Genomic DNA, 17,303 nt, shown 5'->3' on the forward strand with positions numbered 1-17,303 from the left:
TCAGCAAATGAGAATGAGTTTATTTTGCTGAGTGAAACGCCTTTGCGTTCTTATTGTAGGTACTTTTTGTCAACACTTTTGTGATCGTTAGCGTTAAAGATAAATTACAATTATGTTTAAAGATATAATTATATGTTAAAGACTTCCTGAAACGTCCTTCTTCCAGAGGCTAGCGTCCCTTCTATCTATAAGTTCCAAACAGTCTATCCCAGATTGAAGTATAAAACCCAAAATTCTTTGTTTCATCTCTATGGTGGTAATTATGGAATCTGGTAGTCCCGATAAAGAAACGATCAAACTGTGCAGGGAAAAATTCTCTGTTCAAATGTCCGATGGTTCCCCAAATAAGATTGATCAACAAGTAAATAGAAATAGAGACCACAGAAAAGTCATAGCACATCAATAAAACCAGCATCATTACTCCAAAACCGATCGTTTCAAAGGGATGTAATACAAAAAGACTTAGGTAATTGGTACTTACATGTTCATGATGCTTTCCATGCAACAGTTTATATACAAAAGGTAAATGGGAAGCATAGTGAAAGAAATACATCAAAAGATCCATTAAAAGTAATAATGCGACAACTTCCAATATAATAATGCCTGGCGAAAGGCTATTGCTCACTTCGATCCATCCATTTTTCCATAAAAAAACACCGATCAGCATGACCAGACTGTTACAGGCAACTGTAAGAAGACTTATATAAAAATCAGATTTTGTTAAGGGATGGTCTTTCTCCTGTAATGGATTTTTCCGGCAGGTTTTATCAATAAAAAGGTACAATCCAATTGAAAATAAGTATAGAATAACATTAATGACCAGACTGAAAATGATCCATTGTGACCATGAAAACTGCCAAAACAGATCTAAATAACCGGAAAGTTCAGTCTCATTATGATTCATATACTTTTAACCTTTCAACTTGATGTTATAAAAGTATGAATTTCGTATTTAAAATCGGGCATTCTTATTATTTCTCTCTTGCTTTTTTTCTGAGTTCCCTAAGTCTTACGGTAACTTTTCTTTGCAAATCATTATGATATTCACGATAATTCTTAATACTTTTTTCCAGATTCCTTTTGTTGAGCAAATAATCTTTGTACAGCTCGTCAAGTTCTGAAATTTTCACTAGAATATCGGAAGTCTGAGCATCAGCTTCTTCCACAGCTCCTTGTAATAATACGCGAAAGTATTCCATACGGCTCGTCAGATTTGTGTGCACCTTTGGTTCTATTCCTTGCATTGTTTTATTTTTTAAAGAAACTTAAATGAATGATTATTTCTGTCCCTGAATAAAATTCAGGTCACTCTGATACAGAATTTTTACATCTTTATTGAATCTCTCATGATCTGCCGATCTTAGGTAACCTCCATTGAGAACGGAGGAAATCAATGTTTCATTAGAATCACCTAATGGTAATAATGGGAGTTCAGCATATTCATTAACGGCAATTTGTGGTGAAATTCCGTTGCTGTATTCACCGGTACCATCGGCATTAAAAACTTTATAGATTACTGGATGAATCTGCCATGAGATTTTTCTGGGTTTACGTTTATCTTCTACAGAAAATCCTGCCATATCTTTTCCTAAGGTTGTACTTCCGATCTGGATAACCTGTGCATAAGGTTTTAAGTTATTAATTACTATTTCTGCTGCTGAAGCAGTGCTATTTGAAGTAAGAATATAAACTTTATTTAAACCTAAAGCATTTGCACGTAAAGCATTAAAACCAATAGCCTTGGGGTCATAAGCAATCTGTTGGGCAAACGTTCTTTTTACCTGCCCGCCGTTTTTATTTCCTTTAAATGTAATGAATGGGGAGCTTTCCGAAATCCCTGGGGGAATCAGTGAGCAAAGTGCAGCCGCAGCAGACACAGATCCTCCATAATTATACCGAAGGTCCAAAATAAGTTCCTGTACACCAGCAGTTTTAAATTCCGCAAATTTCTGACTGAAAACAGAAGTCATCCCATCTGGAAAATCATAGACATACAAATAGCCCACTTTTTTACCGTTTTTTTCAAATACTTTGGACAAAACAGGCTGTTCAAAGGATAAACCATAATACACTTTTATATCTTTTTCATCAGTTACAGCTTCATTTTTCCAGTTTCCTACGGTAAGGTCTAATACTGTAAGATCTTTCATTGAAGAAGTAAGAGTTTCTGCATTTGCCGCAGTGATATTTTTACCGTTGATCCTCGTAATAATCATTCCTCTTTCCAGTCCCGCATTGAAAGCAGGTGAATTTTTAAGGACTAATTTAATAACAGCTAAAACGTTTCCATTTGTCTGCTGAATAACGGTGTAATCAAAACCATACATGTTTCGGATAGATCGTGGATAGCTGGAAGTATCTTCGGTATTTACAATAAAGGAAAAACGATCCTGAGGAGCCAGCAAACTTTTAAAAAAATCTTTTACAGGAAGATGGTAATCCGGTTTTACAGGCATCTGATCTGCCCAATAATAATACCTCCTCATACTGTCCTGAACCCAGACATTCACAGATTCTGTACTTCCTTCAGGGAAAACAGGGGGATTATCATCATTGTTGGTACAGGACAAGACAATGGTAATAATGGCTATACAATAAAGTGTCAAAAAGCTTTTCATATCTGACTACAAATATTCTGAAACATCAATATCACCTTTTACAACTGGCATTCCATTTTCTGATTTTTCCTGAAGTACGATCATATTGGCTCCGGTATGCTGTTTTAATTTAACCTTGATTATATCAGATCCTGTATAAGGTTCTGTAGTTCCTGGTTTATAAAGTTCAAGATATACAGGTGCTGTAGAGCTGAAGGCACTATAAATTTTTACCGGAGTAAAATTGTCTTTTTCAATATTGTCAAATTCGGCAAGCACTACTCCATTTTCTCTTTTTAAAACACCTTTCACACTTGTAAGAGATGTTCCTGAATATTCACCCAGATTCGGAAAAATAAATACGAAGCCTACCTTTCCAAAACCGACTTGAGGTTTTACGACATCTGTTTGCAGGAAAATTCCTGGCAGATTGAAGAAATTTACTTTTTTATAATCAGCTATGTTATCATAGTTAATCATATATTTTGCTATTTCCTTCCCTGTTTCATTATTATATATTGCCAGTTTGTTGGTTTCTCCCTGATCCACAACAAACTGAATCGTGGTTTCTATTTTATTGGTATAAGAGGTTTTTCCGTCAATCGATATTGGCTCTCCATTGAGTCTCAACTGAAGTACATCGGGCTTAGAATATCCTTTAATAACTACTTCAGCTGGCTTTTGTATGGCATCATATCTTTCCATTATTGTATTGTCTGTACAGGAAAATAATAGAGTCAATAATAGAAATGCAAAGATTTTATTCATCTTTAATATTATTTAAAACTTTAAAAAATTGCCCTGCCTTTTGTACAGGGCAATAATAATTATAAAAAAACTAGTTGGATATGTTCTGGGTAACACCTGAGACTGCTACCCATTATTGTATATTTAAAATTTCATGTATTTCTAAATCAGTTTTTAAATCAGAAAGTCTATTTTTTAATAAAACTCAACGTTTCTGTAGTTTTACCGTCTGTTACTTCCACGATATATTTTCCTGTAGATAAAGCTACTGCACTGATTGATTTTGAATATTGAGTAGCAACTACTCTTTGTCCTACTGCATTATAGATATTAATCATTGTAGCATTCTCTTTTAATGCGGGATTAAGCTGTAACTGTAAATTTTCTTTTACCGGATTTTCAATGATTCTGGTAAGTGTTTTGTTCTTTTTTACATCCTTTGTGCCTAGTGTTGCTGTAGCATAAATCGACATCTCATTAATATTAATATTCGAAGCATTAGTCTCAAAACCAGGAAGTTTATTAGTCCACAGTCCTATATAAATCTTTTTACCGGCAAAAGCAGAAATATCTACAAGAGATTCTACGAACCCTGAAATACTAGGTGGGAAAGGAGTCTGTGTATTTCCTGCTACGATATAGTATTCATTTCCTGCTGGATCTGCAGTCTGTACCTGAAAATCTGATAATGTCGGAACAGGTTTTTCAGGGGTGCTTACATAAATGTAAAGATTTCTGCCTATCATATTATCCTGTACTCTCATTCTTCCAATAGAAGCGACTAGGGTAAGAGTTCCTCCGGCAGAAGATAAATCAATTTCAGGAGAGATCGCCCAGTCATTCTCTGTGTCAAGCCCTTGAACAAACCCTGAAGGAACTAAACTAATAGAATGTCTTAGAACTCCTTCTGTTCCATATTGCATAGTGGTAGTAGGACGAAACATATTCTGTCCCTGAGTCCATTTGTTACCGTTGTTGTTCAGATCATGGAATGTCCAACCCTGAAGATCATCGGGCGTATCAAAAGAATTTGCCCATACAAGGTCCTGTGCTGTAACAGCATGTGAAAGCAATGCAATAGATAATAAAAATAATTTTTTCATAATACTTGTTATTAAGATTTTTAAAAGAATAAAAGCAGGGAAAGCATTAATCTTTCCCTGTTTTTTTTAGAATTTATTCCTAAAGTGAGAAGTTATACTTCGTCCAGATTCCCTGGAAGTTTCCACAGTTTCTAGGAGATACGTTCCAAGATCCTTCGTTGTAGAATGGCTGGCTCATTCCCCAAAGAGCTGCAGAAGTACCTGTTAATAGGTTTGCTGCTGGGATTCCCGCAGTTCCTGCTCCTGTAACAGAAGTTCCGAATCCGTGTACCTGGATTGAACTTAAGTTAGATGCTGCAGAAAGCTCAGAACCTGTATTTTCTACTTTGATTCCTACCGGATATCCTGTAACTACGGCATTATTCAATGTTAATTTTCCGTTTCTTCTGATGTGAATACCGTTTTCATAAGCAAGTCCTTGTCCTGTTACTCCATTTTTTGCCCCGATAATAGTAAGATTGTTGATCGTAGGGTTTGTAATTAATGAAGTTGCAGTACCTGTTGCGTTGTTATCCAATTCGATACCGTTAGAATCAGGAGATCCTCCACTTACGGTATGTGCTGATTTGTAATCTGCTAAAGACAATGCACAAGTAATAGTTCCTGTATATCCATTATCAAAATCGAAATTATCATCTTCAGCTGCAAAAGAAACAAGGTTAGAAGCATTTACAGTTCCACCGAAGAATTCAAAAGAATCATCCTGTCCGTAAGAAACCTGAATATGATCTAAAGTAGTACCATTTCCAACACCAGCTAGAGTTAAAGCATTAACTTCGTTTCCAGAGTTAGCTCCTACGAAATCATAACCTGCAAATTCAATACGAACGTATTTTATCGTACCTGCATTATGTCCGGAAGTTGTTCCACCAAAGTAGAAATCAGGATTATTAGCTGGCAGACCTTCTACAGTTGTAGTAAAAGGTACATTGGTAGGAGCATCCCCTAAAAGGATAATTCCTCCAAAGTCTCCAGGTACAGCCGTAGTAGTATCATCTCCGTCCAATAATCTGTAGCTTGTAAAAACAATTGGTTGAGATTCTGTTCCTGTAGCATTAATTTTACCTGTTTTGGTAATAACAAGAATACCTGAACCTTCTCCTATTGCATTAGGTTTTGCTTTGATGAAAGTTCCTGGCTGAATGGTAAGTGTTGCTCCGTTTTTTACGGCTACAGTACCATCAATTTCTATTACTCCACTCCATGTTGTATTAGAAGTAATATCACCGCTTACTTTAGTTACAGGAAGTGCAGAAGCTGTAAGATATTCAGCTGAAGTAGATTTCATTTCGAAAGGAGTAGAAGAATCTGCTAAATGATCATTTTGACAAGCTGTAAGTGATAATGCAGCAGCTGCAATTAGAGTTAATCTTTTCATTGTTATAATTTTTGATAGATCCGGTTATTTGTTTTTATGACCAGAAATTTTTAATATTCAGAAATATCTGCCTCTATATTTCTGCGATTTGGTTATTGTTTACATCCTACAGATCAGGAGGAGCTGAGCTGTCTGAGTTCCCTGTTTGTTTTCACTATCTTCCGGGAAAAGTCAATAGTGATCGGTTTTTGATTGATTCGGTACTGCTGTGCGCATCATCAGTATTATTCCGGTTCATTTTTCAGGATTCCGAAACCTGTACACTTCTATATCGAGAGCTCTTTTTTATACTCATTATTTATTCCACAATAGTAAAATTGTATTTTGTCCAGTTGCCCTGGAAATTTCCACAGTTTCGTGGAGAAACATTCCAGGATCCTTCATTAAGGAATGGTTGATTCATCCCCAATAGCGCTGCTGTAGTTCCCGTCATAAGATTAGATGTTGGAATTCCTGCAGTTCCTGCTCCTATAACAGAGGTTCCGAAGCCGTGTACAAAGATTGAATTCAGGTTAGAAGCTGAAGAAAGCACTGAACCTGTCGATTCTACTCGGATTCCGGTAGGATAACCTGTAATCGATGCATTATTAAGTGTTAATTTTCCGTATCTTCTGATATGTATACCGTTTTCGTAAACAAGTCCCTGCCCTGCTACTCCATATTTTGCACCAATAATGGTAAGATTGTTTATGGTAGGATTTGTGATTAAAACAGTAGGTGTACCTGTTGAGTTATTGTCTAGCTCAATACCATTAGAATCCGAACTTCCCCCACTTGTGGCATGATATCCGAAGTAGTCTCCCAAAGAAAGAGCACAGGTTATAGTTCCTGTATATCCGTTATCAAAATCGAAATTATCATCTTCAGCTGCAAGAGAAACCAAATTAGTGGCATTTACTGTTCCTCCAAAAAATTCGAAAGAATCATCCAAACTATAAGATACCTGAATATGATCTAAAGTTGTCCCATTCCCAACGCCGCCTAAGGTGAGACCGTTAATTTCGTTACCTGAATTAGCCCCAGTAAAATCATATCCTGCAAACTCGATGCGTACATATTTCATTGTTCCTCCATTGTGATATGGATTGACACCTCCAAAGTAATAATCAGGCCCGTTTAATCCTTCAATATTAGTTGTATAAGGTACATTGGTAGGTGCGTCTCCTAACATAATCACTCCGCCGAAGTCCCCCGGTCTTGCTACTGTATCTTCATTTCCATCCAAAAGATTATAACTTGTAAAAACAATGGGCTGAGTCTCAGTTCCTGTTGCATTGATTTTCCCTGACTTAGTAATTACCAAAACTCCTGTAGCCTGCCATTTAGAATTTGGCTTAGCTTTAATATAAGTCCCTGGAAGAATTGTTAATGTTGCTCCATTTTTCACCTCTATTATTCCGTCCATTTCAATCACTCCGCTCCATGTTGTATTAGACGTAATAGGTCCGCTTACCTGGGTTACAGGTTGTACTGAAACTGTAAGATACTCTGCTGAAGTAGGCTTCATTTCAAATGGTGAAGAAGAGTCCGCCAAATGATCATTCTGGCATGCTATACACAATAAACTGACAGCAATTAGAGGTATTTTTTTCATTTTTAATAAGTTTTATGGGTTGATTTATTAGTTTTTAATGAGATCTTAAAATGTATAGTTAACACTTAGTCCGAATATTCTTCCACTGTAAGCACGGAATAAAATCTTATCAATGTCTTTATCATATTTATTGGTAGCCCCAGGCACAATAGTCTGTAGTTCACGGGCTGTTTTATCCCCGGTATTATCAGTATACCCTAAATAAGAGTTATAGTTATTATAGTATTCCTTTACCCTGTTGAAGAGATTCCTCACACTCAGCTTCACTTCAAGATTTCTGTTCCTTAAAAGCTTATATGAAACCTGCGCATCTGCTACAGCATAAGGGCGTTGGATCTCCTCTCCGTTATAAGAATATCCTACCGTTATATACTGATCTCCTTTTGCATTATATAAAAAGCTGAACCCCAATCTTTCTCCATCATACATTAATCCTAAGTTATAAGCATAAGGAGTTTGCCCGTAAAGAGGTCTGTCTACTTCATAGGTAGCGTCCTGGTCTGTTGTTTTTGCTTTATCTTTAAAAGCAACTACTTTCGTAATGTTATATGTGAAATTTCCATTGATAAAGAGCTTTTCCATGAAAGAATTGGTTGCAATAAATCCCAGATTTTTTCTAAACTCCGCTTCAAACCCTTTCAATTTTGCATTTTTAGAATTTCCGTTATAAAGTTGTAAATTTCCTTCACTGGTAATATATCCTTCTCTTTCAATAGGTCTGTCAATATCTTTATAATACAAGCCTGCTGAAAATATTTCTCCTAATCCCGGAAACCACTCAAACTTAAAATCATAGTTATTAACTACAGATGACACCATATTTGTATTGAAAATCTGCCCGTTGGCTATGGGATCAAAATAAGGTAATCCGGTACGCTCATTAAACTGAGGACGAATGACAGCCTTGTTATAAGCAAGTCTCAGATTTATTTTATTGGTGGGACTATAGGTAAAATTTACAGAAGGCATCCATTGCCATGGTTTATCATCAATTCCTGTTTTTGTAAAATTATTAGAGTCCTTAGTTTCCATTTGCTGAGAAACAAGATCATATTGAAAATACTCAGCACGTAATCCCCACACTAGTCTGAATTTATTTTTCCAACGGTTATCAAACATTACATAAGCAGCATGCTGTTCTACTTCTCCTTCATATTTACCATCTACAAACAATGGTCTGGTTTCCCAACCAATTCCGCCAGGGACATAATGAGAACCATCAAACCAATCTGAAAGAGCTCCATACATTTCCAAGACTTTTGGATTCGGAACATCTCTGTTTCCATCGACTCTTAATAAAAATTTCTGCTGTTGATTTGTATTGCTTTTTGAGGCTCCGGCATATCCTACCTTAATATCATTTTTAAAATTTCCCCTGTCCATGCTCCATTTGAAAGAAGCTCCATAATTATAATCGGTTTCCTTACTACCAATATATCCTCTTGCAAAATCACTTGCAGAATTATTAGCTATATGATAATTCAGAATCTCACGTCCAATGAATTTATATAAAGTATTGTATTGAGTATAGTCCTTAGTATCTGATGAAACTCCCGTTCTGGCAGCAAACCAATTGACTTCCATATTACCAAACTTATGATTTCCTTCCAGCTTATTCTGCAAAAACATTTGATAAACAGGATAATCTGTATTATTTGTAAATGGTTTTTCTAAAGATGAAATTTTTGACGGGTCATTATTGGGAATTATTCCGTAATAAAAATAATTATAGGAAGCTTCTGCGTCAGAACGATTACCACTTCCACTTGTATATTCATCCCAGCCTGTAATTCTTGTGAGTGTGTTATCATAAATATGAGTATATGAATTACGAAGTGAAATTCTGCTTTTTCCTAATTGTAACCCAAAATTCAACATTCCTGCCACTGTAGAATTGTAATTATAAGAAGCTCCTTTATTCTTAAAATTATAAAAAGGCATTTTTCCATTGGCATCAAAAGAGAAATCTGTTGTATCCAGCCAGTTTCCTCTTCCCGTATGATCTATATCCAGCTTATTTTGTTCATTTCTGATAATAAATGCTCCAGCAAAACCCCATTTATTATTATTTTTAAGGGCATAGGTTCTTCCTAAGGCAAGCTGCAAATTGGAACCCATATCACCTTTTGTCCTGTAATTGGTGAAGTTGTCATTTTTAAACTGGCTTGACTGTTCAAAAAACATAGGATTAGTCCAGTTCATAGCCTGAAGCCCTTTTGGGAAGTCTCTTGTTCCGTCATCATACCCGAAATAATCATACTTTCCACGCTTACGGGTCAAAAACTCTTTAAAAGCTGACTGATCATTATAAGAAGTTCCCATGCTTACGGTTGTAAAATTCTCATTAGGAATATCTTTGGTTCTTACTTCCACAAAACCTCCTGCAAAACTTGCATTCATATCAGGAGTTGCAGATTTGCTTACCACAACACTTTCCACCATTGCCGTCGGAATAATATCAAAAGAAAAATTCTGATTATATGCCTCGGTACTAGGAAGATTGATCCCGTCCATTGCCGCTGTATTCCAACGTTCTCCCATTGATCTTACGACAACATATTTATTGTCTATAGTGGTAATTCCCGTTACTCTTTTTAAAGTTCCACCCACATCATTATCCGGAGTTTTCGAAATTTGCTCCGCAGAAATACCATCACTCATCTGGGCTGCTTTTTTCTGTTGAGCCAGTAATCCTGCCTGTGTATCTGCTTTACGGGTTGCTGTAACTACCACTTCTTTGATATCTGTAATTTTATCAGAAGCTCTATTCAAAGCAAATGAAACAGCATTGGTCTCTTTGTTCGCAATAGATAGTTTTTCTACTCTAAGTGTATTATATTTAGATGCTTTTATTGTTAAATTATATATTCCTGACGGCAGGTCCGTTGAAAAGTCTCCATTATTGTCTGTCAATACAGTTTTCCCTGCAATAGTAACTTCAGCACCAACAATAGGATTTCCTACCTCATCAACGATTTTCCCGGAAATGCGTCCGTTTCCCGGTAATGCAATATTTCCGCCTTCATATTTTATCGAAATCAGATCTCCATGTAAACGGAATACAACCGGAAGTCCGTTTGTAATGTCTTTAAGACAGCTATGGATGGATGAATTTTCACATTTTATTCCTTTTACTTTCAGTTCTTTAATATCAACCTTTGAATAAGCAAGCCTCATTCCTGTTTTTCCGGCAAAATCTTCCAGAACTTCTATTAACGGTCTGCTTGAAGGAACGGAAAATGTAACTTTCTGAACCAGCTCCTGTGCTTCTGCTGCAACAGTAAAAAATAAGGCTGCTATGGTAAAACCACATTTCAAACTTTTCATACGTAAGTGTTTCTCTTTAGATTTAAGATTATATGATTATTTATTTTTTAATATATAGGTGTTATCTTTTTTCTCCACTTCGAATCCAAGGATAAAAGCCAGTGATTCAACATTTTCAGCAACGGTTCCTCCTGTAAAATCGGCAGTAATTCTTTTATTTTCAGTTTCTTTCGGATAATAGATCTTCGTATTATAATTGCTTTCCAAAACAGCAATCACTTCATTTAGAGGAACATCATTAAAGCTTAAAGACAGTAATTCTGATCTTGATTTACCGGAAGTTTTATCAGGAGCAAATGAAATAACAGCCGTGGTATGAGCAACTCCGAAATTCGTCCACTTCTGATTAGGTTTAAGAAAAGAAACAGGTGTTCCGACAGAAGATACCGCAACTTTACCTTCATAAAGATCTACCGCTTTGCTCTTCCCGGATTGGGAAATTTTAAACACTGTTCCCAATACCTTAGTACTGAAACCATCTGCATTCACAATGAAAGGATGAATCTTGGATTTTGCAACGGAGAATACAGCATCACCTTTTAAATCGACCACTCTGGTAGAAGCCGGAAATGATTTTGCGACTGTAAGCTCAGCTCCGGGTAATAAGGTAACAACCGATCCGTCTTCAAGATGAATAATTTTTTCTCCGGATTCAGCAATATAGATATCCGGTTTAATGAAAGTATTATAAATAAGAAATCCTCCTAATGAAAGCAGAAGTACAACAGCCGCTGCTACCTGGTAGACGTATTTTTTATAGCTTCTTACAGGAATACTTCTACCCGTTGAATTAAAATAAGACTCTAGTCCTGATAATACTCTTACTTTAGATTCCTGCATATGAACAGCATTCAAATCTTTTTCTGCATTATTATTCCATTGTCTTAAAAGTTCGGTTTCCTTTTCTGAAACTTTTTCCTCTGAAACTTCACGTTCCCAAAGTTTGAAAACAAAGACTTCAATATTTTTGTAGTTAATTTTTTTCATAAATAATTCATAGTATTCACAGATACTTCTATCTATAAGACTATGAAAATGAAAAACTTCCCTAGATGTTTATTAACATTATATTCATATTAGTTCCTAATTTCTGATCATTTTAATCTTTTTTTACATTTACTCAACATTAACGTCATATTCAAGCCTTGTTTTTCAGAAATATTTAACCTTACCATAATTAAAGTTCACAAAAAGTTCATTTTCCTTTAGGTAATTTTGTTGCAACGATATGAGCTTAACAGATTATATATTATTAAAGAAAATAAAATCAGGTGATCGACCTGCATTTATGCTCCTGTACGACCGTTATTGGGATAGTCTGTACCGCTTTGTCTTTGTACGAACAAAGGATAAGGAAGTTTCTGAAGAGTTACTTCAAAACTTATGGATGAAGATCCTTGAAAATACAGATACTATACAAACTGATGATTCTGAAAGTGCAAAAGGCTATCTGCTCAGACATCTTCACTACAGGATATTAGATTATTATAACAGTTTTAAAAAGGCTCCTCCCACATTAAGTATCGACGAGTTTGAAACTCCCGCAGAATTGGAGATCTCCGATACGGAATATTTTGAAATTCTTGAAGAAAACGAAATTTCTGCTTTATTATCTTTGATTGACGAGGTTGTATCACGACTTCCTACCACAGAACAGCAAGTCTATGAGATGAGAATTCGACAGAATATGTCTGTGCACGAGACCGCAGAAGCCTTAGGAATAAGCAATAAAACCGTAAGTAATAAACTGAGTAAAGCATTAGGTGAGATCAGAGAACAACTCAGCCCCGAATATCAATCTTCAAAAAAGTTAATATCTATTATTATGCTGATGGAAATAATGAGTGTCTATTAATGATTACAATTATCATAAAAATATTCAGCAACTTACAGAATGGGTACCTGAACTGATTCAAAGCTCAGGATTTTAAAATCTGCGAGATCAGAATTTATACTTTCATCATTATTGGTAAAAACAATGGTTTTCATTCCTGCTGCTTTTGCTGCTTTCAATCCGGAATGGCTGTCTTCCACAACAATACAATACTCAGGAGAAATTCCAAGTTGCTTGGCTGAAGTAAGATAAACAGCTGGATGTGGTTTTCCCTGCTCTTCAAATTCTGAAGAATGAACAGTATCAAATAGGTCACGAATCTGAAGTTTCTCAAGAACGGCATCAGCAACGCGTAAAGGAGCATTAGTCGCTAGCCCTATTTTATATTTCTTGCTTTTAAGGTCTTTAATAAATGTCTGTACGCCGGACATTGTACAATCTTCGGCTTGTATCAATTCAATAACCTTGGATACAACTTCCTGCTCTACTTTAGGGACATCAAGGTTTTCCCACGGAAATCTTCCATGCCAGAATTCTGTTACTTCTTTCGTTGTCATATATTTGGTTTGAGTAGCCAGATCATCTGTTACCTGAACACCATATGATGAGAAAACATCCAGCTCTGCCTTTGCCCAAAAACCTTCAGAGTCTACAAGAACTCCATCCATGTCAAATATTACCGCCTTTACAACCATATTTTTTAGTAATGAATTACTGACTGATCTTATACACACAACGTTGCCCTCCGGAAATAATATGATCTATCCTTTCCACCGTATATTCTTTCCCAATTAATGACTGAAAATTCGAAAGTTCGGCACGGCAGAATCCTTGGCATTCAGTCGCAGCAGCGCAGATTGGACAATGGTTTTCAATCAGAAAATAGTCTTTGCCTTCTTTCTTCCATTCAGCCATATAGCCTTCTTTAGTTCGTGCCTCGGCAAGAGCTTCCAGGCGTTGTTCAAGATTTTTTGTCTTAGAAAGTGTTTTCTCATACCGCTCATGCGTATTTTTTTCACGATCACTGATCAATAAATCCAGAGCATTTTCTCCTAACAGATTTTTAACAGATTTCAAAAGCTGCACTGTTACTTCGGCATGAGTATCAGGAAACTGAGCCAGTCCCTTTTCTGTAAGTATATAATAAGTAGACGGTCTTCCTACCCCTTCGCTTTTTACTATAGGCTGAATCAGCCCGTCCTCGGCAAGGTTCAGTAAATGCTTTCTCGCACCCTCTTTTGTGATGGCTAATTCTTCAGAAATAAGAAGTGAAGTAGCTTCTCCTCTCATCTTTAAAAACATCAGAATGCGGTCTGCAGCCGGCTTCTTCATTTGACAATATTTAGGTTGTTTTATTTTTCAACAACAAAGATAGTCATTTTCTATAATCTTTAAATAAAAACACCAAACACATCATTTTCAATATATTACAATTCACGTCCCATCAATCTATAAAACAACCAAAAAGTTGTTTTATTCAAATATATTGCTACCTTTGTCTCACATTAATCAAAAATAAATGCAATGAAACCATTTACACTACCCCAATTACCTTATGCTTATGATGCATTGGAACCATTCATAGATAAAAATACAATGACAATCCACCATCAGCGTCATCACCAAGCTTATGTAGACAATTTAAATGCTGCTTTGGAGCAAACCAATGAAACCAATCCTGACCTTGATTCATTACTTCAAAGGGTAAGTGAATACAGTCCTGCGGTAAGAAACAATGGTGGCGGGCACTACAATCACTCATTATTCTGGGAAATTCTTTCACCTCAACCTAAATTAAATCCTGAAGGAAAACTACACGATGCTATCATTTCAACTTTTGCAAGTCTTGAAGATTTTAAAGCTGAAATGAAGAAAGCAGGACTTGGGCAATTCGGTTCCGGATGGGTTTGGTTGTCTGTAAAATTCAACGGATCTCTTATGATAAGTTCTACCCCTAATCAGGATAATCCAATGATGGATGTACTTTCTGTAAACAGAGGTTTTCCTATTCTTGGAATAGACGTTTGGGAACACGCTTATTATCTTGCTTATCAAAACAAAAGAGCAGATTATCTGGATTCATTCTGGTCCGTATTGGATTGGGCTGCAGTAGAAAAAAAATATGATGAAGCTCTTTTAAAAATAAGATAATCTTACAACTTTTTAGTACAAAATAAAAGCAATGGATACACCGATTTTCATCAACAAAGCAGCTGCCTCAGGCATTATAGCCTTAGATCTTCTGAAATACAAACCTACAATGGAAGTTGTGGAACTGGATATTAAAGAACATCTTTTCATGGAAATGATCGTTAAGGAGAAAGAATTCAAGGAATCAATTGCCAGCACTGATTTTTCTTTGTACAAAGGCAAAGCTGTAGCAATCATCTGTTCTACAGAAGCTATTATTCCGCCTTGGGCATTTATGATATTGATGGAAAAACTACAGCCATATGCTGCATACACTGATATAAACAGTTTCGATACAGTTCTATTGGATCTGTGGAAACAAAAACTTTTAAGTGCAGATCTGGAGCAGTATCATGATCAGAAAGTGGTTGTGAAGGCGGGACCTGATATTGCTCCGGCACTTTATCTTTTGGCTACTTCCCTACTAAAACCTTTTGTGAAAAGTCTAATGTATGGCGAAATAGGCTTACCAAAAGTCATTTTTAAAAAATAAACCAATATGAAAGCAATCATATTTAACGGATCACTGGAAAGAAGAACAGAGTCTACTTCCGGGCTTATTTCCAATTATTTATCAGAACGCCTGAAAGAATCAGGAATTCAGACTGATATTTTTACGCTTGCAGATTCAGGAATTCCTTTGTTTGATGTCACTTTAACGAAAACACCTTTGGCTGTGGAACGAATGACCCAAATGTTTCAGAATGCTGATATTCATTTCTGGCTGGCTCCTCTTTATCATGGCAGTATTCCGGGAGTGATGAAAAACTGCCTGGATTGGCTGGAAATTACGGCAAACTCTTATGAGCCTTATCTTACAGACAAAACAGTAGGATTGGTATGCTGGGCAGACGGTTTACAGGCAATGCAGGGAATCAATGCGATGGATACTATTGCAAAATCACTGAGAGCCTGGACGCTTCCCTTCAGTGTACCGATTCTAAGATCGTCATTATTTCATATCGATGATTCAAAACAGATCTCAGAGTTTTATTCAGGGAAACTGGATAAGCTTGTGAACATCGCAACCACTAAGAAAATTGAAAAAACTATAATAAATCAATCATAACATGATAGAAACAGATATACTGATCATTGGTGCCGGTCCTGCAGGGTTATTTACGGTTTTTGAAGCCGGTCTTCTCAAAATGCGATGTCATATTATTGATGCATTGCCACAGATGGGAGGTCAATTATCAGAATTATATCCCAAGAAACCCATTTTTGATATTCCGGGATTTCCAAGTGTACTGGCGGGTGAGCTGATTGACAATCTTTATGAACAAATCAAACAGTTTGAACCAGGTTTTACATTCAATGAAACGGCTGTGCATCTTTTAAAGCTGGAAGAAAATCTATTTGAAGTCATTACAGATAAAGGAACAAAACACAGAGCAAAAGCAGTAATTATTGCGGGTGGTCTCGGAAGTTTTGAACCTAAAAAACCGCCTATTGACAATATTGCATTCTATGAAGATCGTGGAGTAAATTATTTCATCAAACGTCCCGAAGATTATACAGGAAAACATGTTGTAATTGCTGGTGGTGGCGATTCAGCGCTGGATTGGACTATACATCTTGCAGAAATAGCTTCTTCTTTGACATTAATTCACAGAAGAAATGAATTCCGAGGTGCGTTGGATTCTGTTGAAAAAGTAAAAAAATTAAAGCATGCAGGAAAGATCAATCTGATCACTCCCGCCGAAGTTATCGGAGTTAAAGGTGAACATTCTTTACAGGAAATTGTGGTGGAAAAAGAAGGTGCTATTCAGACTATAGAAACAGATCATTTTATTCCTCTATTTGGGCTGGTTCCTAAGCTTGGACCTCTCTCGGATTGGGGTCTGGAACTTGAAAAAAATGCGATCAAGGTAGACAACAGTAAAGATTTTCAAACGAATATTTCAGGGGTTTATGCTGTAGGTGATATCAATACCTATCCTTATAAAATGAAGCTGATCTTATGTGGATTTCATGAAGCAGCCATTGCCTGCCAGAGTATTTATCAACGTCTTAATCCTAATAAAAAATTTGTTCTTAAATATACAACAGTAAGCGGTATTGAAGGTTTTGACGGAACAAAAAAACAGGCAGAAAAACAAGTAGTAGCAACGATTGACTAATGACGATGAAGGATGAAATTACAATTACTGTAACGGATCAATCCGGTACAAAACATACCCTTATCTGCCCGTTAGAAATGGGGCTTACGTTAAAAGATATTTGTAAGGCGTATGAACTTCCCATGGAAGCAATGTGCGGCGGGATGGCAATGTGTGCGACCTGTCATTGCTTTATTCTTAACGAGGAAACTTCATTGCCAGAGAAAGGTGATATAGAAGAAGCTCTTTTGTCTGAGCTCTTTACCTCAAAATCAACCAGTAGATTAGCTTGCCAAATCTATCTGACTGCTCAAATGGATGGGCTCTCTGTAGAAATTGCTGCAAATTGACAGGTTCAAAATACAAGTTTGCACAGTTTATGATGTAATAAATTGTTGGAACTGTTTTAATTAAGTTTAGTAGGGATTTCT

At 36.3% G+C, this 17,303-nt stretch carries 17 protein-coding genes; 6 read left to right on the plus strand and 11 right to left on the minus strand.

Translation table 11 applies throughout. The annotated features are described in order from the left end of the window. Positions 1-181: 181 nt before the first annotated feature. The 9 genes from BW983_RS13460 to BW983_RS13500 all read right to left on the minus strand — a co-directional run bounded on the left by BW983_RS13460 (position 182) and on the right by BW983_RS13500 (position 11,733). The gene (locus BW983_RS13460; RefSeq protein ID WP_076552430.1) at positions 182-904 is read right to left on the minus strand and encodes a sterol desaturase family protein; all 723 of its coding nucleotides are present in this window, start codon (positions 902-904) and stop codon (positions 182-184) included. Between the two features lie 67 nt (positions 905-971). Continuing rightward, positions 972-1,244, minus strand: a complete 273-nt coding sequence (locus BW983_RS13465) for a hypothetical protein (RefSeq protein ID WP_076552431.1) — start codon at positions 1,242-1,244, stop codon at positions 972-974. Between the two features lie 33 nt (positions 1,245-1,277). Beyond that, a complete protein-coding gene (locus BW983_RS13470) occupies positions 1,278-2,618 on the minus strand; it encodes a S41 family peptidase (protein ID WP_084184492.1) in 1,341 nt (446 codons plus the stop codon). Positions 2,619-2,624: 6 nt separating this feature from the next. Continuing rightward, positions 2,625-3,365, minus strand: a complete 741-nt coding sequence (locus BW983_RS13475; protein ID WP_228409006.1) for a hypothetical protein — start codon at positions 3,363-3,365, stop codon at positions 2,625-2,627. Between the two features lie 167 nt (positions 3,366-3,532). Beyond that, positions 3,533-4,447, minus strand: a complete 915-nt coding sequence (locus BW983_RS13480; RefSeq protein WP_076552433.1) for a T9SS type A sorting domain-containing protein — start codon at positions 4,445-4,447, stop codon at positions 3,533-3,535. Positions 4,448-4,526: 79 nt separating this feature from the next. Beyond that, positions 4,527-5,825: a hypothetical protein gene (locus tag BW983_RS13485; protein ID WP_076552434.1), complete on the minus strand. Its 1,299-nt coding sequence runs from the start codon at positions 5,823-5,825 to the stop codon at positions 4,527-4,529. 298 nt (positions 5,826-6,123) lie between these two features. Further along, positions 6,124-7,419 carry a hypothetical protein gene (locus BW983_RS13490; RefSeq protein WP_076552435.1) on the minus strand — a complete coding sequence of 432 codons (1,296 nt, stop codon included), beginning with the start codon at positions 7,417-7,419 and terminating at the stop codon, positions 6,124-6,126. Positions 7,420-7,464: 45 nt separating this feature from the next. Next, complete coding sequence (locus tag BW983_RS13495) at positions 7,465-10,746, minus strand: TonB-dependent receptor (protein WP_076552436.1); 3,282 nt, start codon at positions 10,744-10,746, stop codon at positions 7,465-7,467. Positions 10,747-10,782: 36 nt separating this feature from the next. After that, positions 10,783-11,733, minus strand: a complete 951-nt coding sequence (locus BW983_RS13500; RefSeq protein WP_076552437.1) for a FecR family protein — start codon at positions 11,731-11,733, stop codon at positions 10,783-10,785. Between the two features lie 241 nt (positions 11,734-11,974). Here BW983_RS13500 and BW983_RS13505 point away from each other — a divergent pair, with 241 nt between their 5' ends. Beyond that, complete coding sequence (locus tag BW983_RS13505; protein ID WP_076552438.1) at positions 11,975-12,601, plus strand: RNA polymerase sigma factor; 627 nt, start codon at positions 11,975-11,977, stop codon at positions 12,599-12,601. 32 nt (positions 12,602-12,633) lie between these two features. Here the strand turns inward: BW983_RS13505 and hxpB are convergent, their stop codons facing one another. Beyond that, entirely contained in the window at positions 12,634-13,275 is a 642-nt protein-coding gene (gene hxpB / locus BW983_RS13510) for a hexitol phosphatase HxpB (RefSeq protein WP_076552439.1), read from the minus strand. Between the two features lie 16 nt (positions 13,276-13,291). Beyond that, entirely contained in the window at positions 13,292-13,912 is a 621-nt protein-coding gene (locus tag BW983_RS13515) for a helix-turn-helix transcriptional regulator (protein WP_076552440.1), read from the minus strand. A 192-nt stretch (positions 13,913-14,104) separates the two neighbouring features. Here BW983_RS13515 and BW983_RS13520 point away from each other — a divergent pair, with 192 nt between their 5' ends. From BW983_RS13520 to BW983_RS13540, 5 genes are read left to right on the plus strand one after another with little or no spacing between them, the layout of a single operon-like run. Beyond that, the gene (locus BW983_RS13520; RefSeq protein WP_076552441.1) at positions 14,105-14,731 is read left to right on the plus strand and encodes a superoxide dismutase; all 627 of its coding nucleotides are present in this window, start codon (positions 14,105-14,107) and stop codon (positions 14,729-14,731) included. 31 nt (positions 14,732-14,762) lie between these two features. Next, positions 14,763-15,263 carry a DUF2480 family protein gene (locus BW983_RS13525; protein ID WP_076552442.1) on the plus strand — a complete coding sequence of 167 codons (501 nt, stop codon included), beginning with the start codon at positions 14,763-14,765 and terminating at the stop codon, positions 15,261-15,263. Between the two features lie 6 nt (positions 15,264-15,269). Next, entirely contained in the window at positions 15,270-15,839 is a 570-nt protein-coding gene (locus BW983_RS13530; protein ID WP_076552443.1) for an NADPH-dependent FMN reductase, read from the plus strand. A gap of 1 nt (position 15,840) precedes the next feature. Next, a complete protein-coding gene (locus tag BW983_RS13535; protein WP_076552444.1) occupies positions 15,841-16,893 on the plus strand; it encodes an NAD(P)/FAD-dependent oxidoreductase in 1,053 nt (350 codons plus the stop codon). Next, positions 16,893-17,222 (plus strand): 2Fe-2S iron-sulfur cluster-binding protein, encoded by a 330-nt coding sequence (locus BW983_RS13540; RefSeq protein WP_228409007.1) that lies wholly within the window; start codon positions 16,893-16,895, stop codon positions 17,220-17,222. Before BW983_RS13535 ends, BW983_RS13540 begins: the two co-directional genes overlap by 1 nt. The last annotated feature ends 81 nt before the right edge of the window (positions 17,223-17,303 follow it).

This window comes from Chryseobacterium ureilyticum (assembly GCF_900156735.1).
GTDB lineage: Bacteria > Bacteroidota > Bacteroidia > Flavobacteriales > Weeksellaceae > Chryseobacterium > Chryseobacterium ureilyticum.